Consider the following 18835-nt stretch of genomic DNA (forward strand, 5'->3'; position numbering starts at 1 on the left):
CATGATGAGTTCGGTGCAAGCAACCGACACCACGGCCAGCGCCCCGGCGTTGCCCGCGGACGACTACAAGATCATGGTATTACTGGTGGATGACCAGGCCATGGTTGGTGAGGCGATCCGCCGCGCCCTGGCCAAGGAAGACAATATCGATTTCCACTTCTGCACCCGCGCTGATGAAGCCCTGGCCGTGGCCGAGAAGACCCGCCCCACGGTGATCCTGCAGGACCTGGTCATGCCCGGCGTGGATGGCATGACCCTGGTGCGTCAGTATCGTGCCAGCCCGGTGCTGGCCAATGTGCCGATCATCGTGCTGTCCTCCCGCGACGATGCCGAGATCAAACGTGATGCCTTTGCCGGGGGCGCCAACGACTACATGGTCAAGCTGCCGGACGTGATCGAACTGGTGGCGCGGCTGCGCTATCACTCCCGCTCCTACATCAACCTGCTGCAGCGCGACGCCGCCTATCGCGCCCTGCGCGAGAGCCAGCAGCAGTTGCAGAAAACCAATTTCGAACTGCAGCGCCTCACCAATACCGACGGCTTGACCGGCATTGCCAACCGCCGCTATTTCGATGACTACCTGGGCGCGGAATGGCGCCGTGCGCGGCGTGACGGATTGCACCTGGCGCTGCTGCTGATCGATGTGGATTTCTTCAAGCTCTACAACGACAACTACGGCCACGTGGCCGGTGACGCCGTGCTGCGGCAGGTGGCACAGACCCTGGACAACAGCATCCAGCGTCCGGCCGACCTGTCGGCGCGCTTCGGCGGCGAAGAATTTGCCATGATCCTGCCGCGCACGCCGCTGGAGGGGGCGCAAGCCCTGGGCCAGAAACTGTGCCAGCTGATCGAGTCCAACCAGGTGCCGCATGCCCGTTCCGGCATCAGCCAGTGGCTGACGGTGAGCATCGGGGCGGCCTGCATGGTCCCCACCGAGCACCAGGAGATCAGCGAACTCATCGAGATGGCCGACCGCCGCCTGTATCTGGCCAAACAGCAGGGGCGCAATCGCGTGGTCTGGCAGGACGGCTGAACACGAAAAGAACAAGCAGGCCGGATGCAGCAGCGCTGCGCCGGCCCATCGATGAAGACACGGAAGGAAACCGGAATGCGTACCATCGCCAGCCTGGAAGAACTGAAATCGCTGGCGGGCCAGGAAGTGGCCTGCAGCGAATGGATTGCCGTCACGCAGGAACAGGTGGATCGTTTCGCCGATGCGACCGGCGACCATCAATGGATCCACGTTGACCCCGAACGCGCCGCGCGCGAGCTGCCTTACGGTGGCACGGTAGCGCATGGTTTCCTGACCCTGGCCTTGCTGCCGCGCATGCTGTCGGAGTCCATCAGCCTGGGTCCGGATGTGCGCATGCTGCTCAACTACGGGCTCAACCGCGTTCGTTTCCCGGCCCCCTTGCCGGTCGGCCGGCGGGTGCGCGGCGTGATCCGGCTGGAGTCCACCGAGGACATTCCCGGCGGCATCCAGTTGGCCTGGCTCATCACGGTCGAGTGTGAAGGATCGGACAAGCCGGTGTGCGTGGCCGAATTCCTGGTACGCCGCTACTGAGCATCCGGGCCGCCCCCCCCCCCGAAAGGGGCCGCTCGCTTTCTCGCAGAAGCTCATGCATTGTGTGGCCTGAGCGCATCGCTGGCGGTTGCCTGCGTGGATTTTCACCAGGGCCGTCGCCCGAACTTGTCTTTCAGTGCTAATGTGCAATCATTCGGCCGCTCCCTTGTGGCGCTGCCGCCGCGTCCTTGCTGAACCCGCCGCTCATGATGTCAGAACGACCCCTCCATCAGGTTGACGCCGATCCGGATTGCCCCCGGAAGGAGCTCGCCTTTCTCCAGCAGACGCTGTCCTACATTGCCCGCGGTGCGCCGCTGGAGCAATTGCTGGGCCGTATCGCCAGCGCTTTCTCGGCCAGCTATCCGCAACGCTGCCTGGCCATCTTCCTGTTTGATCCCCAGTCCCGCCGCATGACGGTGGGCGCGGCACCGCGCCTGTCTGCGGCCTTCCTGGACGAACTGGGCCAATTGGACGTGCAAGACCCGGATTCGGCACCGTTCTGGAACGGCCTGACCGCCCTCAGTGCGCGTCACGCCCGCAAGCTGCTGGAAGTGCTGCCACTGCGCTCCTTTGCCGGCGAAGTGGCCGGCGTGCTGACCATTTGTACGGCCACCGATGCCGAAGGCGACGTATCGCACCGGCAACAGGCCTATCGGGATGCCGTCGGCGCGGCCGTCTCGATGGCCATGCTGGCCATCGAGCGCTCGCTGGTGCCGGTGCATGCACGGGTCAGCAGCGAGCCACCCGGCGAGGCGGATGAGCGCATGGCGCTGGCCATTGAAGGCAGCGGTACCGGCATCTGGGACCGCAATGCCGTCACCGGCGAGATGTATTATTCGCGCGGCTGGAAGGCCATCCTCGGGTATGAGGACTGGGAACTCTCCAGTCACCTGGAAGATGCCTACCAGCGCATCCATCCGGATGACCTGCCTTACGTACAGGAAACCATCCGCCAGCATTTCGCCTCGCGCTCCGACAGCTACCAGGTGGAGCACCGCATCCGCTGCCGCGACGGCAGCTACAAGTGGATCAGCAGCCGCGGCAAGGTCGTGGCGCGCGACGCCCAGGGCAATGCGTTGCGCATGATCGGCACCACGACCGACATCACCGAACTCAGGCGGCTCACCGACAAACTGGCCAAGAGCAGCCGCATGCTGGATTACCTGACCAGCGAGATCCCCGGCATGGTGTACCAGTTCCGGGTACCGCCCGGCGAGCGCGGCTATTTCACCTATGTCAGCGAGGGCGCGCGCGAGACCTATGGCCTGACCCCCCAGCAGCTGCTGGACTCGCCGGATGTCATCGATACCGTCCTCCATCCGGAAGACCTGTCGCTGTACCGCGCCTCGCGCATGGCGGCCCTGGCCGGCGCCTCGCACTGGATGCTGGAGTTTCGGGTGATCGCACCCGGCCAGCGCGTGCGCTGGCTGCGCGGCCAGGCACGCCCGCGCCGGCTGGACGATGGCACCACGCTCTGGCACGGCTACATCAGCGACATCAGCCAAAGCAAGGCCATCGAACTGGAACTGCAGGAGTTCGCCCTCACCGACTACCTCACGCAACTGCCCAACCGCCGCTGCTTCATGCAGCGCCTGCAGGAAGAGCACAGCCGTATCCAGCGCGGGGTGAGTGATACTGCTGCGGTGCTGATGTGCGACCTGGATCACTTCAAGCGCATCAACGACAGCCTGGGTCATGCCGTGGGTGACCAGGTCCTGAAACATTTTGCCCAGGTCCTGCAGCGCCAGCTGCGCAAGTCGGATGCGTCCGGACGGCTGGGGGGCGAGGAGTTTGCGGTCATCCTCTCCGGGGCCAACCTGCAGGCGGCCGCCGAATTCGCGACGCGCCTGCAGACCAGCTTCGCCAGCCAACCGTTGCGGCACGAGGGACGTGAAGTGGAGGTGACGCTGTCGATCGGCATCGCCCTGATGCAGGCCGATTGTCCGGGCCAGGAGCACGTCCTGCGCGCCAGCGACGATGCCCTGTATCGTGCCAAGGAAAAAGGGCGCAACCGTTTCGAGTTTGCGCCCTTTGCCTGTCCCTGATCCGGGGTGCCGGGGACGGGCCTGAGCGCCGCCCCCGGTGATGTAGGATCAGCGTTTCTGGTACTGGCTCTTGCCGAACAACAATTCCTTGGCCTTGTCATCCTGCAGCGGCTTGCGCTTGTCGGCCAGCACGGTCACGCCGCGCTGCACGGCCGGGCGTGCGCTGATGGCATCGAACCAGCGCTTGACGTTGGGGAAGTCCGCCAGATCGATGCCCTGGTTCTTGTGCGAACGGGTCCAGGGGAAGCAGGCGATGTCGGCAATGGTGTAGTTCTCGCCGGCCAGGTAGGCGTGCTGGCCCAGTTGCTTGTCCATCACCTGGTACAGGCGGCGCGCTTCGTTGCTGTAGCGGTTCACGGCGTATTCGATCTGCTCCGGCGCGTACAGGCGGAAGTGATGCGCCTGGCCCAGCATCGGCCCGAGACCGCCCATCTGGAACATCACCCATTGCAGCACTTCATACTTCTCGCGCACGGTCTCGCCCAGGAAGCGTCCGGTCTTGCCGGCCAGGTAGATCAGGATGGCGCCGGATTCGAACAGCGAGATCGGGGCACCATCCGGACCATCGGGATCGACGATGGCGGGGATCTTGTTGTTGGGCGAAATCTTCAGGAATTCGGGCGTGAACTGGTCACCGGCACCGATATCGATGGCATGCGCGGTGTAGGGCAGGCCGCACTCCTCCAGCATGATGTGAACCTTGTGGCCGTTGGGCGTAGCCCAGCTGTAGACGTCGATCATGGCGTTCCTTTTTTGCGTGTCGTGTTGAGGGGGGAAGTCACGTTACGGAAAATATCTAAACGATTTGCGCACCAGCCGTGTTACAGCTTGGCCAGCCGGTCCAGCGCCAGTTGCAGCGTCTCATCCTTCTTGGCGAAGCAGAAGCGCACGATGCCCGATTCCTTGGGCGTGTTGTAGAAGGCCGAGACCGGAATGGCGGCCACGCCGATTTCACTGGTGAGCCACTTGCAGAAGTCGGCTTCGGACTGGTCCGAGATGGCGTCATACTTCACGCACTGGAAATACGTGCCCTGCGAGGGCAGCAGCTCGAAACGGGTGTTGGCCAGTCCGGCGCGGAAAAGATCACGCTTCTTCTGGTAAAACGCCGGCAGATCCAGATACGGTGCCGGGTTCTTCATATACTCGGCCAAGCCATACTGCACGGGCGTATTGACGGTAAAGACATTGAACTGGTGCACCTTGCGGAATTCGGCGGTCAGTGCAGCGGGGGCCGCCACGTAGCCGACTTTCCATCCGGTGACGTGATAGGTCTTGCCGAAGCTGGAATTGATGAAGCTGCGTTCGGCCAGTTCCGGATGGCGCGCCAGCGATTCATGCGGCTGGCCGTCGAAGACCATGTGTTCATAGACTTCGTCGGAGAGGATCAGGATATCGGTGCCGCGCACGATGTCGGCCAGCGCCGCCACGTCAGCCGCGCGCATGACGCTGCCGGTCGGGTTGTGCGGAGTGTTGACCATGATCATGCGGGTCTTGGGCGTGACCGCTGCACGCACCTTGTCCCAGGGGATGCTGTAACCGGCCGCGCCCACTTCCATCTGCACGAACACCGGTATGCCACCGGCCAGCTCGATGGCCGGCACGTAGCAGTCATAGACCGGCTCGATCACGATCACTTCGTCACCCGGATGCACCGCGCACAGCACCGAGGTCAGGATGCCCTGGGTGGCGCCGGCCGTCACCGTGATCTCGGAGACAGGATCATAGCGATGGCCGTAGAGCCGTTCCACCTTGTCGGCGATGGCTTCGCGCAGCGGCAGCACGCCGGCCATGGGCGGGTACTGGTTCAGGCCGTCCTGCATGGCGCGGGTGACCGCATCCACCAGGGCCGGGTCGCAATGGAAATCGGGGAAGCCCTGTCCCAGGTTGACCGCGCCTTTTTCGCTGGCCAATGCAGACATGACGGTGAAGATGGTAGTGCCCACCTTGGGCAGCTTGGTGACGATGTTGGGGGTGCTCATTGCAGCGGACTCGTTCTTGTGATGATCGCAAGCCCGCTATTCTAGCCGCATTCGAGGGAGCCTTCAGGTGGCCGCATCAAGGAAGGCATCGGCACGCCAGAGCTGGGGCGGCACGATGGCAAACATCCCGCGCTTGACGGTGCGCTTGCCCAGCTTGAGGACGGCCTTGTCCTTGCTCACCAGCACGTGGGCCTGGCATTGCAGCGCCAGTTCTAGGAATTTCTGGTCGTCGCGATCGGTGCAGACGGGCAGGCCGAAGGTATTGACCTGGGCCAGCGGCAGGCATTGCAGCAGGCGGTCGAATTCGGCGCAGATCGCCGGTTTGGTCTCGGGGGTGACCGGCAGATGCGGATAATCCAGCACCGCCAGCCACTCGCTGCGGCAATCCTCACGGGTGTAGGCCTCCACGGTGCCTTGTTCCAGCGCCGCCTGCAGCGCCGCCCAGCGCGGATCGCGGAAGACGAACAGGTCCAGGCAGACGTTGGTGTCCAGCACCACGCGCTGGCGCCTTAGGTTGGCGTCAGCGGGCGTGCCGGAAGGAAGGGAAGTTACAGGGGAGGGGAGTGGAGTTGCCTGGATGCTCATTGATCTGAAAACTAGTTGTCGATGCCACGTTGACCGGGCGGCGGCGTTTCGTGCTTGCCGAAGAGTTCGCCACCGGTTTCGAGCGCATCATACCCCTGATCGGTGACGCGCCAGAAATTGTGCATGTCCACCGCCGCCAGTCCGCGGTCATAGAGCAGGCGCAGGTGATGCAGGATCACCTCCGGCGCTACCTGGCCGGGCAGGGCGCTCTGGATCTTTTCCACGTCGCCGTAGAGGGTGCCGAAGGATGCCAGTTGCTTCAGGATTTCGCCCATGAGGGCTTTGTCGCGTTTCATGATGTCCTCCTTTGCCGATGGCCGGCGGGATCAGGCGGGCAGCCTGTCCAATTCGTCCTGCTCGTTCACCATGGACAACGAAATGCCGCCAAAGTGCCGACAGTCTGCCCAGGCAGTAGCACGTAATGACTGCTGCAGTGTGCTCCTGCCATTTGCTTGCTGTCAGTCTAGTTGATGAACGGCAAGTTTGCTGCCGAACTTGAACATTCGCCCAGCGCCTGCACCGGCCGGGTGTGCCGGCTCAGAATTGCTCCCAGTCGCCCTCATCGGCCGATGGGGTCTTGCCTGCTTTGACGGGCTTGGCTGCAGGCGCTGCGGGCAGTGCCGGTGCCGATACCGTGGCGACGGTGCGTGCCACCGGCTTGGGCTGGGGCCGTGCCTGCGCGTTGGGCGAGAGGGCGGCGGGCCGCGCAGGCGCCGGTGCGGCGGCAGAGGCGACATGGGCGCGTTCCAGCTTGAACACGCTCACCAGTTCCGACAGCTTGCCCGCCTGGTCCTGCAGCGAGCCTGCTGCTGCGGCGGCTTGCTCCACCAGCGCGGCATTCTGCTGGGTCACCTCATCCATTTGCGTGATGGCCAGGTTGACCTGTTCGATGCCATTGCTTTGCTCGGAGCTGGCGGCGGTGATCTCGCCGACGATGTCGGTGACCCGGCGCACGCTGGCCACCACTTCGGTCATGGTGCTGCCGGCCTCTTCCACCAGGCGGCTGCCGGCGTCGACCTTGGCCACCGAATCATCAATGAGGCTCTTGATCTCTTTTGCGGCGGCAGCCGAACGCTGCGCCAGGGTGCGCACCTCGGAGGCGACCACGGCGAAGCCACGCCCCTGTTCGCCGGCACGGGCTGCTTCGACCGCGGCATTCAAGGCCAGGATGTTGGTCTGGAAGGCAATGCCGTCGATGACGCTGATGATGTCGACGATCTTGCGCGAAGAGGCATTGATGGCGCCCATGGTCTCGACCACCTGCGACACCACGCTGCCGCCCTGGGTGGCCACATCGGAGGCCGAGTGCGCCAGCTGGTTGGCCTGGCGGGCATTGTCGGCATTCTGCTTGACGGTGGAGGTGATCTCTTCCATGGCCGAGGCGGTCTCTTCCAGGGAGCTGGCCTGCTGCTCGGTGCGGCTGGAGAGGTCGAGGTTGCCGCTGGCGATTTCGCGCGAGGCCGTGTTGATGGTGTCGGTGCCTTCACGCACCTGGGTGACGATACGCAGCAGGCTGTCGTTCATGGCCTTGAGTGAACTCATCAGGCGGCCGGTTTCGTCACGTCCTGCGGGATGGATATGCACCGTCAGGTCGCCTTCGGCCACCCGTTCGGCCACATGCATGGCATCCTGCAGCGGACGCGAGACGATCCGTGCCACCCAGGTCGCCAGCAGCAGGCCCAGGCCGATGCACGCCGCCAGCAGGATGCAGATCATCAGGCGCGAGCTCTCGTAGCGCTGCTGGGCGTCCTGGTCGGTTTTTTCGCTGGCGTCGATGTTGATGGCCACCGCCTTGTCCAGGTTCTCGAACAGGCGCAGGTAGACCGGCGTGACCTGCTTCAAGAGCAGCTCGCGCGCTTCGTCGGTCTTCTGGCCGCGCACCAGCTTGGCCATTTCCTGGTGCTGCTTGATGAAGACCGCAAGGTCGGTCTTGATGGCCGTGAAGTAGGTGCGTTCGTCGGCCATGTTGACCAGCGGCTCGTACTTGTCGAGCGCCTTGTTGAGCCCGGCCAGCATGTCGGCGATGACCTTTTCGTTGGCCTCCACGTTCGCTTCGTTGCCCGGCAGCAGGTGCTGCAGCTGCACCGTACGTATCCTCGCCAGGGCGACCTTGGCCTCCAGCGGATGGCGCACGCTGGGCAGGGAGTTGGTGGCGATCTCGGTGGACGCATCGTTCACGCGCGACAGTTGCACGATGGAAAAGCCGCCCAGGAGGGCAGTCAGCAGCAGGATGGCGGTGAAGGTCAGCAGCAGTTTGCGGGCGATGCGCAGGTCGTAGAACCAGTTCATGGCGTGTCCTTGGTGTTGGATCGGTTGGGATGCGGCGCGGCAATGCAGGCGGGAGCTTGGACCATGGCGGTCATGCAGGGGGGCATGGCCATTGACGTCCAATGTTTCAGTGTAGGGGCGGCGGGGCAGGGGGCAAAGGCCCAACAGCCGGGTTTTTGCTGCCCAAATTTTCATATCGGTCCCGAAGCTGGCATCACCGCACGGAAGCGCCGCGCTTTGGGTATCATGGCGGCCACCTTGTCCCAACCTGATCAATGGATGAACCCCTCATGCTGATTGTTTTGTCTCCCGCCAAATCGCTGGACTACGACACGCCGCCCACCACCGACCTGCACACCACGCCGGCTTTCGTGCCGCGTTCGGCGCAGCTCATCGAAGTGCTCAAGACCAAGTCGCCGGCCGAGATCGGCAGCCTCATGGGTATCTCCGACCAGCTGTCGGTGCTGAACGTGAACCGCTATGCCAGCTGGTCGCGCAAGTTCACCACCAAGAATGCCAAGCAAGCCGTGCTGGCCTTCAACGGCGATGTCTACGAAGGGCTGGACGCGGGCTCGCTCAATGCCAAGCAACTGGACTACCTGCAGAATCACGTGCGCATTCTCTCGGGCCTTTACGGCATGCTGCGCCCGCTGGACCTGATGCAGCCGTATCGCCTGGAGATGGGCACCAAGCTGGCCAATCCGGGCGGCAAGGATCTGTATGCCTTCTGGGGCAACGAGATCACCGATGCGCTCAATGGCGAACTGGCGTCGCAGAAGGCCCCGGTACTGGTCAACCTGGCGTCGGAGGAATACTTCAAGGTGGTCAAGCCCAAGCTGCTCAAGGCACAGGTGATCTCGCCGGTGTTCGAAGACTGGAAGGGCGGCAAGTACAAGATCATTTCCTTCTACGCCAAGCGCGCGCGCGGTTTGATGGCGCGTTATGCGGCCCAGAAGAACATCAGCCAGCCGGAAAAGCTCAAGGCCTTCGACGTGGACGGCTATGCCTTCGCGCCGGACGCCTCCACCGAGAGCAGCTGGGTGTTCCGACGCAAACTGGAAGCCTGACGGCGCACGCATACCGGCTCAGGCCGCTTGCCCGGGCCGGACAACAAAAAACCCTCGCCATCTGCATGGCGAGGGTTTTTTATCGGGCGTTGCCGGTGTGCCGGTCTTACCAGATCTTCCACCAGGGCTTGGCCTTCTGCTTGGGGCCACCGGTGTACCAGGGGCTGTTGGGATAGGTTGCCTGGATGATGCGTTCGGTGTCTTCCTTCAGCTTGGTCTGGTCCAGGGCTTCGTAGGAGCGCATCAGGATGAACAGCGCCTCTTCATTGGCCGGGGAGTCCGGATATTGCTTGATGGCAGCCTGCGCACGGTTGGCGGCCGACACGTAGGCGCCACGGCGGAAGTAGTAGTTGGCTACGTGGACGTCGTACTGGGACATCGCATTGACCAGGTATTTCATGCGGGCAATGGCGTCCGGGGTGTACTTGCTGTCCGGGAAACGTTCAGCCAGCAGCTTGAACGAATCGAAGGCGTCACGCATGGCCTTGGGATCGCGCTCAGTGTTGTCCTGGTCGGTGAAGGTGTCGAAGATGCTGGTGCGATCATTGAAGTTGATCAGGCCACGCAGGTAATACATGTAGTCGACATTGGGGTGGTTCGGGTGCAGCTTGATGAAGCGGTCCACCGCTGCCAGGCCTTGCGCCTGCTCGTTCTGGCGGTAATAGGCGTAGGCGATGTCCATCTGCGCCTGCTGGGCGTAGGTGCCGAAGGGGTAGCGCGATTCCAGCTTCTCGAAGTACTTGATGGCCTTGTCGTAGCCGCCGGCATTCAGTTCATCCTTGGCTTCCGAGTATAATTTCGAGGCAGACCAGCCGACCGTCTCGTCTTTTTGTTCCGGCAAGAGGCCGCAGGCGGTGAGCGAGAGGGCAAAACCGATGATGAAGAACTTCAATAAGATTTTGTGCATGACTCTTGTGTGCTTGTCTGGGACTATCAGTTGTGCATGGCGCTGTGCGCCTACCCGAGCCGGCTGCATCGATACCCGAAATACAATCAACCCGATCCGGCGATTATAGCTGATGTCACGTAAGAAACCCCTTCCGATTACAAATGGCGATGAGCCTGTAAAGACCGACCTCCCGCTGGAGGACGATTTCGATGACGGCGAGCAAGCCGGCAACGAAAGCGTCTCCGGCCTGGAGCCCCTGAGTTTCCGCCTCGACGATGAGGTGATCGGCCAGCGGCTGGACAAGGTCCTCTCTGGCCTGATGCCCGAATTTTCGCGCAGCCGCATCCAGCAATGGATCGAAGACGGCCACGTCACCGTGGACGGTGCGCCCGCCAAGGGCAAGATGACCATGCTGGGCGACGAGCTGGTGGAGGTGGCGCCGCAATCGGTGCCGGCCGACCAGCCTTATGCCCCGGAAGCCATGGCGCTGGACATCCTGCACGAGGACAAGTCCATCATCATCTTGAACAAGCCCGCCGGCCTGGTGGTGCATCCTGCCGCCGGCAACTGGAGCGGCACGCTGTTGAACGGCCTGCTGCATCATTGCCCGGGCCTGGCCAACGTGCCGCGCGCCGGCATCGTGCACCGGCTGGACAAGGAAACCAGCGGCCTCATGGTGGTGGCCAAGACCCTGGCCGCCCAGACCGACCTGGTGCGCCAGTTGCAGGCGCGCAGCATGAAACGCCAGTACCTGGCCCTGGTCTGGGGCCTGCCGCAGCTCTCCGGCACCATCAATGCGCCGATGGCGCGCCACCCGCGCGACCGCATCAAGATGGCGGTGTCGCAAAGCATGCGCGCCAAGCCGGCCGTGACCCATTACCGTCGCCTGGCCACTGGCGAGATCGACCGCAAGCCGGTCAGCCTGGTGCATTGCCGCCTGGAAACCGGCCGTACCCACCAGATCCGCGTGCACCTGCAGTCGCTGGGCTTCGCGCTGGTGGGCGATGCGCTGTACGGCAAGCAGCACCTGGCTTCGGTCTTCCCGCGCCAGGCCTTGCTGGCCGGCCGCCTGGGCCTGGTGCATCCGACCTCCGGCAAGTTCCGGCAGTGGGCCGCACCCTTGCCGGCGGATATCGAAGCCCTGCTCAAGAGCGCCAACATCGACCCGGCCCTGGCGGTCATCCCGGAGATGAGCGAGGAGGCCGACCCGGTCCTGGGCGACTATGACGAAGACGATGACGACTATTGAGCGAGCCCGCCCATGCAACTGCTGATCCCCGACTGGGCCGCACCCGGCAACGTCGCTGCCCTCACCACCCTGCGTGAAGGTGGTTTCAGTGCCGCCCCCTATGGCGACGGCCAGGGTGGGGGCGGCCTGAACCTGGGAACGCATGTCGACGATGACCCCGCCCTGGTGGCGCGCAATCGTGCGCTGCTGCAGCGCTTGCTGCCGTCTGAGCCGGCCTGGTTGACGCAGGTGCATGGCGTGGCCGTGCTTGATGCAGCCGCATTGCCCGACCAGCCCACGGCCGATGCCTGCATCAGCAGCACCCGTGGCGCGGTATGCGTGATGATGACAGCCGATTGCCTGCCGGTGCTGTTCTCTGACCGTGCCGGCACGGTGGTCGGTGCGGCCCATGCAGGTTGGCGCGGACTGGCCGCCGGTGTGCTCGAAGCCACCGTGGCTGCCATGCGCGCGCGTGGTGCGCAGGACATCATCGCCTGGCTAGGGCCGGCCATCGGGCCGGAACAGTTCGAGGTCGGGGCCGAAGTGCGCGAGGCCTTCCTGGCGCAGCAGTCCACGGCGCAACAGGCCTTCCGCGCTTATCCCGGCCGTCCCGGCAAGTACCTGGCCGACATCTATACGCTGGCCCGCCAGCGGCTGGCCGGCGTGGATGTGCATGAGGTCACCGGTGGTGGACTGTGTACCGTCACCGATCCGCGTTTCTATTCATATCGGCGCGACAAGACCACCGGGCGCATGGGCTCGCTGATCTGGCTCAAGTGATGATGGCGGCTCTGCGGAACCGCCATTTTTCTTGATTCGTGATGCTTCAGGCGTGGCGCTGCAAGGCCAGGATCAGCTCGCGCGTATGCCCTGGCAAGCCTTCCAGTCCGCGCACGCAGATGAGCAGCTGGCGCCGGCTCCAGCCGTCGGTGAGCGGGATGGCGCGAATGTCCATGTGCGCCGCGCAGTCCTGGGCCGCCGTCGCCGGCATCACGGCCACGCCGACCTGATGCTCCACCATGCGGCAGATGCCATCGAAACTGCGGAGCCGCACGCGGTATTGCAGGCGCCGGCCCGCGCGGGTGGCATGGCCGGAGAGGTGCTGCTGCAGCGCGCTGTCGCCGGACAATCCGACGAAATCCTCCCCCAGCAATTCGCTGAAGGCCAGGGACTTGCGCCGTGCCAGCGGATGCTTCTTTGACAGCACTGCCACCAGGTGGTCCTGGCGGAAGGGGTAGGTCTGCAGCGGTCCACTGTCGGTGGAGTCGGCGATGATGCCGACATCGGCCACCCCGTCGACGACCGCCTGCACCACTTCATAGCTCAGTTTTTCTTCCAGTTCGATATCGGTGTGCGGATGCCGCGCCAGGAAGCGCGCCAGCGCCTCCGGCAGGAACTCGGTCATGGCCGAGGTATTGCACAAGAGTCGGATGTGACCTTTGAGGCCCTGCGCATACTGGCCAAGTTCATCGCGCAGTTGTTCCATCTGCTGCGCCATCATGCGTGCGTGATGGGCCAGGGCGCGGCCGGCATCGGTGGTCTGTACGCCGCGCCGGCCGCGCTCCAGCAAGGCCGTCCCCAGCGCATCTTCCATGTTGCGGATGCGCGCACTGGCCGAGGCCAGCGCCATGTGGGCGCGTTCGGCCCCGCCGGTGATGCTGCCGCTTTCCACGATGTGCAGGAAAAGACGCAGGTCGGACAATTCGAAGCGATGGCTCATCGGCGTACTGGTTGAAGGGAAGAAGGGGGCATCTCGACGTTGTGCCTTCGGCCAGGCCGAAGGCTGGCTAAGTGTATTCCACATTTCCAGCGCGGGCGAGGACTGGCAGACTGGGAAACCTTGCTACCCCCGCTGCCTTGTCATCCCGGTTCCATTCCTGCCATGCCCAGCCTGCTTTCCCTCGTCGACATGAATGCCACCGTGCTTGCCGTGAGCCTGGCCGTGTTCCTGTTGGCCGGCTTCGTCAAGGGCGTCATCGGACTGGGTTTGCCGACGGTGGCGGTCGGATTGCTGAGCCTGGTGATGCCGCCGGTGCAGGCAGCGGCGCTGCTGATCGTGCCGTCGATGGTCACCAATGGCTGGCAGCTGGCCACCGGCGGTGCCTTCCTGATGCTGGCCAAGCGCCTGTGGGCGCTGCTTGCGGGCGTGGTGGTCGGCACCCTGGCCGGTGCCGGGTTCATGCGTGCCGATGGGGGGCGCCATGCCATCGTGGTGCTGGGCGTGGCGCTGATGCTGTATGCGCTGGCCGGCTTGGCGGCCTGGACGCCGACGGTGCAGCCTCGCCACGAGCGCTGGTGGTCACCCGTCATCGGCCTGATGACCGGACTGGTGACGGCCGCCACGGGCGTATTCGTCATTCCGGTGGTGCCATACTTGCAGGCGCTGGGCTTGCCGCGCGATCAACTGATCCAGGCGCTGGGACTGTCCTTTACGGTGTCTACCGTGGCCCTGGCGGTGAACCTGGGGCAGGGCGGAGCCTTCAGCGCAGGCGTAGGCTGGGTTTCGCTGATCGTGCTGGTGCCAGCCTTGTTGGGCATGGCGCTGGGCACCCGCGTGCGGGGGCGGGTGCGGGCTGCCACCTTCCGGCGCTGCTTCTTCATCGGCTTGCTGCTGCTGGGCTTGCACCTGGCCTGGCACCTGCCCGACCTGCTGGAGGCGGGACGATGAGGCCGGTTTCCATGCAGCCCTGCGGCTGGCAGATCGAAGGTCCCACAGAGCGGCAGGCCAATGAAGTCCACGTCTACGCCTGGCTCGATGGCAGCATGATCGCCATGCTTGATTGTGAGTTACGTGACAGTGGAAGGTTGAAGTTACGTATGGCCTATGTCTCGCCGCCCTGGCGTGGATCAGCCGTTTTGCGCGACATGCTTGCCGTACTGAAACCCCGCTATCGCCAGATTGCCTTGCGGCGGGTGGCGCGGCGCTGAACCGCATCCTATTCTTTTGCAGAGTTTTGCTGCTCGCACCCGACGCATGATGCAGTGCGCAAACCGGCGCGGTTCGGGCGTCTCAAGCTCACGATGATGGTGCGCGCTGATCCCTTTTTCTAAGTTTTCAACGCCGGCCTTGCCGGCCCCTGCATTCACGCGTGCGGATCATGCGGCGTATCCAAGTTGGGATCGGACTCGCGTTTAACGGAACGGTCATCTTTGATTTCTTCCTTGCGCTCGGCTGCCAATTTCTTCATCTTTTGACGATTCCGCTTGCGTTGCGGCGTACCCATCAGGTATAAAACGATGGTCAGGGGAATTATCCCGTACAGCAGGAAAGTGGCGACGCCAGCGACCGCCGACTGTTCGGTGATCGACATCATGAAGACGACGTAGAGCCATGCGATAGCGACGATGACCATGGTGAAATGCGCGTCGAGACAAACCGTAACGATACGCGAAAATTGCAGATCCGAGCATGAACAAGCAGAATCCGCAGCAACCCTCTCCCGATGTATCCGCGTGGCTGGCACAGATGTCCGATCCGAAGTTCTGGACCTCGCTGCAGTCCCAATTCCAATCCCAGTTCGAGCAATTCAAGTCGCATTTGCCGCCCATGCCCGCGATGCCGGGCATACCGCAGATGCCGGGCTTCCAGGGTTTCCCTGGTGGCGCGATGCCGCCCGGTGCCGGGCAGATCGACCCAACGGTCCTGCTCAAGCAACTCGGCGACCTGGGGGCAAGCCTCGATCCCGCCGAGCTGGTCCGCCTGCAGCAGGACTACACCCGCGAATTTGGTGAGCTGTGGCAGTCGATGCTGGCGGCCAAGACGCCGGCCATCACCGACCGCCGCCTGTCGGCGCCGGCCTGGCAGGAACATCCTTACTTCGCGTTCCAGGCTGCCGCCTACCAGTTGAATTCCCGCTTCCTGCTGGCGCTGGCCGATGCGGTCAAGGGCACCGAGAAGGTGCGCCACAAACTGCGTTTTGCGGTGCAGCAGATGATCGATGCGATGTCTCCTGCGAACTTCCTGGCGACCAATCCGGTGGCACAGCAGAAGATCCTGGAGACGCGCGGCGAGAGTCTCACGCAAGGCATCGCCCAGCTGCTGGCCGACCTGCAGAAGGGGCACATCTCCCAGACCGATGAAACGGCGTTCGAGGTCGGCCGCGATGTGGGCGCCAGTGCCGGTTCAGTGATCTTCGAGAACGAGCTGTTCCAGCTGATCCAGTACGCGCCGCTGACCAAGACCGTGCATTCGGTGCCGCTGTTGATCGTGCCGCCCTGCATCAACAAGTTCTACATCCTCGACCTGCAGCCGCAGAATTCGCTGGTGCGCTATACGGTAGAGCAGGGACACACGGTGTTCCTGATTTCCTGGCGCAACGCCGATGCGGCCGTCGAGACCGCCACCTGGGAAAACTACGTGGACGACGCCGTGGTGCGTTCCATCCATATCGTCCAGGAGATCAGCAAGCAGCCGCAGATCAACGCCCTCGGCTTCTGTGTCGGCGGCACCATCCTCTCCTGCGCGCTGGCGCTGCTGGCTGCGCGGGGTGAAGATCCGGTGGCCAGCCTGACGCTCTTGACGACCTTCCTCGATTTCTCCGACACCGGTGCCATCGACGTCTACATCGACGAGATGCAGCTGGCCCTGCGCGAGCAGATGATCGGCCAGCGTGGCCTGATGGCCGGGCGCGATTTTGCCAGTGCCTTCTCCAGCCTGCGTCCCAACGACCTGCTGTGGAATTACGTCGAATCAAATTACCTGAAGGGCGAAAAGCCCAGCGCCTTCGACCTGCTGTACTGGAATGCCGACAGCACCAATCTGCCGGGTCCGATGTTCTGCTATTACCTGCGGCACATGTACCTGGAGAACGCACTCAAGGAGCCGGGCCGGCTGACGGTGGGCGGCGAGAAGATCGACCTGCGCAAGATCACTGCGCCGGCCTTCATCTACGCCTCGCGCGATGACCACATCGTGCCCTGGAAATCGGCCTACGCCTCGCTGGACCTGATCAATGCCGGCAAGCGCAGCAACAACCGCTTCGTGCTGGGGGCCTCGGGCCACATTGCCGGCGTGATCAATCCGGCTTCCAAGAACAAGCGCAATTACTGGGTCAACGACAAGGCCAAGGCCGGCAGCGATGCCGATGCCTGGATGGCTGGTGCCACCGAACACCCGGGCAGCTGGTGGGGCGAATGGGCGGCATTCCTGGGCAAGCACGGTGGACGCAAGGTGGCCGCACCCAAGAACCCCGGTTCGACGCGCTACAAGCCCATCGAACCGGCACCGGGGCGCTACGTCAAGGTGAAGGCCGACCAGCTGGTGGCTTGAGACGAATCAGCCAGCCGGCCACTACAACCGACAGAAGCCGGCGGCATTGATGAAAAGAGGGCGGTGACCCATGCGGGCCCGCCGACAGAGAGAGACGGCTGGCAGCGCTTCCGCGGCGCAGCAGGGCCTGACAAGACAAAGGAAAGTTCTTCAGGCGAGGGGCTTCCACCAATGCGGCGCACAGCAGACGCGAAAGAGGGGAGCAGGGCTTTCCCCGATAAATCATCATCCCAATAGGAGGCAGCACAATGAGCAAGCGTATCGCATATGTGACCGGTGGCATGGGCGGCATCGGAACCGCCATCTGCACCCGTCTGTGCAAGGACGGCTACACCGTGGTGGCCGGCTGCGGCCCCAATTCCACCCGCAAGGACACCTGGCTGGCGGCCATGCGCGCCCACGGCTACGACATCCATGCATCCGAGGGCAACGTCTCGGACTGGGAATCCACCAAGGCCGCCTTCGAAAAGGTGCGCGCCGAGATCGGCGAAGTGGACGTGCTGGTCAACAATGCCGGCATTACCCGTGATGGCCAGTTCCGCAAGATGAGCAAGGCAGACTGGGACGCCGTCATCGATACCAACCTGAATTCGCTCTTCAACGTTACCAAGCAGGTCATCGAGGGCATGTGCGAGCGTGGTTTTGGCCGCATCATCAACATCTCCTCGGTCAACGGCCAGAAGGGCCAGTTTGGCCAGACCAACTACTCTACCGCCAAGGCCGGCATCCACGGCTTCACCATGGCGCTGGCACAGGAAGTGGCGACCAAGGGCGTGACCGTCAATACCGTCTCGCCTGGCTACATCGGTACCGACATGGTGCGCGCGATCCGTCCGGAAGTGCTGGAGAAGATCGTCTCCGGCATTCCCGTCAAGCGCCTGGGCGAGCCGGAGGAAATCGCCTCCATCGTCGCCTGGATCGCCTCGGCTGAAGGCGGCTATGCCACCGGCTCGGACTTCTCGCTCAACGGCGGCCTGTACATGGGCTGATGACGTCGTCGACGGCCACGCACGCGGCAGTGCCGCAAGCGTGGCCGTTTTTACGTGTGCCGCAGGCTGGGATTTTGTCAGTCTGGCACGTCAGGGCTCCCCTTTTGCCGCTCTTCACCCCTATAATGGCTTGCGTTGCTGCCCTGCAAAAAGCAGGCGGCAGACAGCAGGAGAGAGAAGAAGCAAGGAGAGGACAGCGCAATGTCCCGGACGCCTGCGGGTGAGGACTGCATCGAAGCCACCCGCCACCGCTGCAAACCAAGGCCGGCAAGACGGCTGCAATGAGAGAGAGACTGGACTTCAGATGACTACTGCAAAAAATTCGGCAGATCGCTTGATCAAGAAATACCCCAACCGCCGACTTTACGATACCCAGACCAGTTCCTACATTACGCTCACCGACGTGAAGCAACTGGTGCTGGACAATGAAGAATTCACCGTGGTCGATGCCAAGAGCGGCGACGACCTGACCCGCAGCATCCTGCTGCAGATCATCCTGGAAGAAGAGTCGCACGGCGTGCCGATGTTCTCCAGCGGCGCGCTGTCGCAGATCATCCGCTACTATGGCCATGCCATGCAGGGCATGATGGGCAACTACCTGGAAAAGAACATCCAGACTTTCATCGACATCCAGAACAAGCTGGCTGAAAATTCCAAGGGCTTCTATGAAGGCAAGCCCTTCAGCCCCGAGATGTGGACGCAGTTCATGAATGTGCAAGGTCCGATGATGCAAGGCATGATGAGCAACTACATCGAACAGAGCAAGAACCTGTTCATCCAGATGCAGGAGCAGATGCAGAGCCAGACCAAGAACATGTTCGGCACCTTCCCCTTCGGTGCTCCCGGCACGCCGCCGGACCAGAAGAAGTAAGCGGCCGTCCGGCTGCAATAGCAAAACGGCCCCGTGTGGGCCGTTTTGCTTTTGTGGCTTGGCCGCACGTGCAGGTAAGCC

At 63.3% G+C, this 18835-nt stretch carries 19 protein-coding genes; 11 read left to right on the top strand and 8 right to left on the bottom strand.

Annotated features, from left to right (window positions below; genetic code table 11):
• Nucleotides 1-4: 4 nt before the first annotated feature.
• The 3 genes from CEJ45_RS00540 (at nucleotide 5) to CEJ45_RS00550 (ending at nucleotide 3609) form a co-directional block, all read left to right on the top strand.
• A complete protein-coding gene (locus CEJ45_RS00540) occupies nucleotides 5-1033 on the top strand; it encodes a diguanylate cyclase domain-containing protein (RefSeq protein WP_088753618.1) in 1029 nt (342 codons plus the stop codon).
• Between the two features lie 75 nt (nucleotides 1034-1108).
• Entirely contained in the window at nucleotides 1109-1564 is a 456-nt protein-coding gene (locus CEJ45_RS00545) for a MaoC family dehydratase (protein WP_088753324.1), read from the top strand.
• 209 nt (nucleotides 1565-1773) lie between these two features.
• Nucleotides 1774-3609, top strand: a complete 1836-nt coding sequence (locus CEJ45_RS00550; protein WP_241517256.1) for a sensor domain-containing diguanylate cyclase — start codon at nucleotides 1774-1776, stop codon at nucleotides 3607-3609.
• 48 nt (nucleotides 3610-3657) lie between these two features.
• Here CEJ45_RS00550 and CEJ45_RS00555 read toward each other — a convergent pair whose 3' ends face one another.
• The 5 genes from CEJ45_RS00555 to CEJ45_RS00575 form a co-directional block, all read right to left on the bottom strand.
• On the bottom strand, nucleotides 3658-4350 hold the full coding sequence (locus CEJ45_RS00555) for a glutathione binding-like protein (RefSeq protein ID WP_088753325.1): 693 nt from the start codon (nucleotides 4348-4350) through the stop codon (nucleotides 3658-3660).
• Nucleotides 4351-4430: 80 nt separating this feature from the next.
• On the bottom strand, nucleotides 4431-5588 hold the full coding sequence (locus CEJ45_RS00560; RefSeq protein WP_088753326.1) for a pyridoxal phosphate-dependent aminotransferase: 1158 nt from the start codon (nucleotides 5586-5588) through the stop codon (nucleotides 4431-4433).
• Nucleotides 5589-5651: 63 nt separating this feature from the next.
• Nucleotides 5652-6173, bottom strand: coding sequence for a putative toxin-antitoxin system toxin component, PIN family (locus CEJ45_RS00565; RefSeq protein WP_088753327.1), 522 nt, complete (start codon nucleotides 6171-6173; stop codon nucleotides 5652-5654).
• A gap of 11 nt (nucleotides 6174-6184) precedes the next feature.
• Entirely contained in the window at nucleotides 6185-6469 is a 285-nt protein-coding gene (locus CEJ45_RS00570; protein ID WP_088753328.1) for a hypothetical protein, read from the bottom strand.
• Nucleotides 6470-6710: 241 nt separating this feature from the next.
• Nucleotides 6711-8462, bottom strand: coding sequence for a methyl-accepting chemotaxis protein (locus tag CEJ45_RS00575; RefSeq protein WP_088753329.1), 1752 nt, complete (start codon nucleotides 8460-8462; stop codon nucleotides 6711-6713).
• 269 nt (nucleotides 8463-8731) lie between these two features.
• Here CEJ45_RS00575 and yaaA point away from each other — a divergent pair, with 269 nt between their 5' ends.
• On the top strand, nucleotides 8732-9508 hold the full coding sequence (yaaA, locus tag CEJ45_RS00585) for a peroxide stress protein YaaA (RefSeq protein WP_088753331.1): 777 nt from the start codon (nucleotides 8732-8734) through the stop codon (nucleotides 9506-9508).
• Between the two features lie 106 nt (nucleotides 9509-9614).
• Here the strand turns inward: yaaA and CEJ45_RS00590 are convergent, their stop codons facing one another.
• Nucleotides 9615-10415 (bottom strand): outer membrane protein assembly factor BamD, encoded by an 801-nt coding sequence (locus CEJ45_RS00590; protein ID WP_088753332.1) that lies wholly within the window; start codon nucleotides 10413-10415, stop codon nucleotides 9615-9617.
• 112 nt (nucleotides 10416-10527) lie between these two features.
• Here CEJ45_RS00590 and CEJ45_RS00595 point away from each other — a divergent pair, with 112 nt between their 5' ends.
• Together CEJ45_RS00595 and pgeF are read left to right on the top strand one after the other, a co-directional pair.
• Nucleotides 10528-11646, top strand: a complete 1119-nt coding sequence (locus CEJ45_RS00595; RefSeq protein ID WP_088753333.1) for an RluA family pseudouridine synthase — start codon at nucleotides 10528-10530, stop codon at nucleotides 11644-11646.
• Between the two features lie 12 nt (nucleotides 11647-11658).
• Nucleotides 11659-12405, top strand: a complete 747-nt coding sequence (gene pgeF / locus CEJ45_RS00600) for a peptidoglycan editing factor PgeF (RefSeq protein WP_088753334.1) — start codon at nucleotides 11659-11661, stop codon at nucleotides 12403-12405.
• 46 nt (nucleotides 12406-12451) lie between these two features.
• On the opposite strand, the gene CEJ45_RS00605 is transcribed toward pgeF, so the two are convergent.
• A complete protein-coding gene (locus CEJ45_RS00605) occupies nucleotides 12452-13345 on the bottom strand; it encodes a LysR substrate-binding domain-containing protein (protein WP_088753335.1) in 894 nt (297 codons plus the stop codon).
• A gap of 162 nt (nucleotides 13346-13507) precedes the next feature.
• On the opposite strand from CEJ45_RS00605, the gene CEJ45_RS00610 reads away from it, so the two are divergent.
• The gene (locus tag CEJ45_RS00610; RefSeq protein WP_088753336.1) at nucleotides 13508-14293 is read left to right on the top strand and encodes a sulfite exporter TauE/SafE family protein; all 786 of its coding nucleotides are present in this window, start codon (nucleotides 13508-13510) and stop codon (nucleotides 14291-14293) included.
• The gene (locus tag CEJ45_RS00615) at nucleotides 14290-14553 is read left to right on the top strand and encodes a hypothetical protein (protein ID WP_088753337.1); all 264 of its coding nucleotides are present in this window, start codon (nucleotides 14290-14292) and stop codon (nucleotides 14551-14553) included. The genes CEJ45_RS00610 and CEJ45_RS00615 overlap by 4 nt, the downstream gene beginning before the upstream one ends.
• Nucleotides 14554-14708: 155 nt before the next feature.
• On the opposite strand, the gene CEJ45_RS00620 is transcribed toward CEJ45_RS00615, so the two are convergent.
• Complete coding sequence (locus CEJ45_RS00620; RefSeq protein WP_088753338.1) at nucleotides 14709-14978, bottom strand: hypothetical protein; 270 nt, start codon at nucleotides 14976-14978, stop codon at nucleotides 14709-14711.
• A 56-nt stretch (nucleotides 14979-15034) separates the two neighbouring features.
• On the opposite strand from CEJ45_RS00620, the gene phaC reads away from it, so the two are divergent.
• The 3 genes from phaC to phaR all read left to right on the top strand — a co-directional run bounded on the left by phaC (nucleotide 15035) and on the right by phaR (nucleotide 18754).
• Complete coding sequence (gene phaC / locus CEJ45_RS00625) at nucleotides 15035-16894, top strand: class I poly(R)-hydroxyalkanoic acid synthase (RefSeq protein ID WP_088753339.1); 1860 nt, start codon at nucleotides 15035-15037, stop codon at nucleotides 16892-16894.
• Between the two features lie 248 nt (nucleotides 16895-17142).
• Nucleotides 17143-17883 carry a 3-ketoacyl-ACP reductase gene (locus CEJ45_RS00630; RefSeq protein WP_058896064.1) on the top strand — a complete coding sequence of 247 codons (741 nt, stop codon included), beginning with the start codon at nucleotides 17143-17145 and terminating at the stop codon, nucleotides 17881-17883.
• 304 nt (nucleotides 17884-18187) lie between these two features.
• Nucleotides 18188-18754, top strand: a complete 567-nt coding sequence (phaR, locus tag CEJ45_RS00635) for a polyhydroxyalkanoate synthesis repressor PhaR (RefSeq protein WP_008329998.1) — start codon at nucleotides 18188-18190, stop codon at nucleotides 18752-18754.
• Nucleotides 18755-18835: the final 81 nt, after the last annotated feature.

Source organism: Herbaspirillum aquaticum, assembly GCF_002213425.1.
Lineage (GTDB): Bacteria > Pseudomonadota > Gammaproteobacteria > Burkholderiales > Burkholderiaceae_D > Herbaspirillum > Herbaspirillum aquaticum.

Coding starts and splice junctions, on each gene's coding strand:
- CEJ45_RS00540 (WP_088753618.1), top strand. CDS start 5: ATGAGTTCGGTGCAAGCAACCGACACCACGGCCAGCGCCCCGGCGTTG.
- CEJ45_RS00545 (WP_088753324.1), top strand. CDS start 1,109: ATGCGTACCATCGCCAGCCTGGAAGAACTGAAATCGCTGGCGGGCCAG.
- CEJ45_RS00550 (WP_241517256.1), top strand. CDS start 1,774: ATGTCAGAACGACCCCTCCATCAGGTTGACGCCGATCCGGATTGCCCC.
- CEJ45_RS00555 (WP_088753325.1), bottom strand. CDS start 4,350: ATGATCGACGTCTACAGCTGGGCTACGCCCAACGGCCACAAGGTTCAC.
- CEJ45_RS00560 (WP_088753326.1), bottom strand. CDS start 5,588: ATGAGCACCCCCAACATCGTCACCAAGCTGCCCAAGGTGGGCACTACC.
- CEJ45_RS00565 (WP_088753327.1), bottom strand. CDS start 6,173: ATGAGCATCCAGGCAACTCCACTCCCCTCCCCTGTAACTTCCCTTCCT.
- CEJ45_RS00570 (WP_088753328.1), bottom strand. CDS start 6,469: ATGAAACGCGACAAAGCCCTCATGGGCGAAATCCTGAAGCAACTGGCA.
- CEJ45_RS00575 (WP_088753329.1), bottom strand. CDS start 8,462: ATGAACTGGTTCTACGACCTGCGCATCGCCCGCAAACTGCTGCTGACC.
- yaaA (WP_088753331.1), top strand. CDS start 8,732: ATGCTGATTGTTTTGTCTCCCGCCAAATCGCTGGACTACGACACGCCG.
- CEJ45_RS00590 (WP_088753332.1), bottom strand. CDS start 10,415: ATGCACAAAATCTTATTGAAGTTCTTCATCATCGGTTTTGCCCTCTCG.
- CEJ45_RS00595 (WP_088753333.1), top strand. CDS start 10,528: ATGTCACGTAAGAAACCCCTTCCGATTACAAATGGCGATGAGCCTGTA.
- pgeF (WP_088753334.1), top strand. CDS start 11,659: ATGCAACTGCTGATCCCCGACTGGGCCGCACCCGGCAACGTCGCTGCC.
- CEJ45_RS00605 (WP_088753335.1), bottom strand. CDS start 13,345: ATGAGCCATCGCTTCGAATTGTCCGACCTGCGTCTTTTCCTGCACATC.
- CEJ45_RS00610 (WP_088753336.1), top strand. CDS start 13,508: ATGCCCAGCCTGCTTTCCCTCGTCGACATGAATGCCACCGTGCTTGCC.
- CEJ45_RS00615 (WP_088753337.1), top strand. CDS start 14,290: ATGAGGCCGGTTTCCATGCAGCCCTGCGGCTGGCAGATCGAAGGTCCC.
- CEJ45_RS00620 (WP_088753338.1), bottom strand. CDS start 14,978: ATGGTCATCGTCGCTATCGCATGGCTCTACGTCGTCTTCATGATGTCG.
- phaC (WP_088753339.1), top strand. CDS start 15,035: ATGAACAAGCAGAATCCGCAGCAACCCTCTCCCGATGTATCCGCGTGG.
- CEJ45_RS00630 (WP_058896064.1), top strand. CDS start 17,143: ATGAGCAAGCGTATCGCATATGTGACCGGTGGCATGGGCGGCATCGGA.
- phaR (WP_008329998.1), top strand. CDS start 18,188: ATGACTACTGCAAAAAATTCGGCAGATCGCTTGATCAAGAAATACCCC.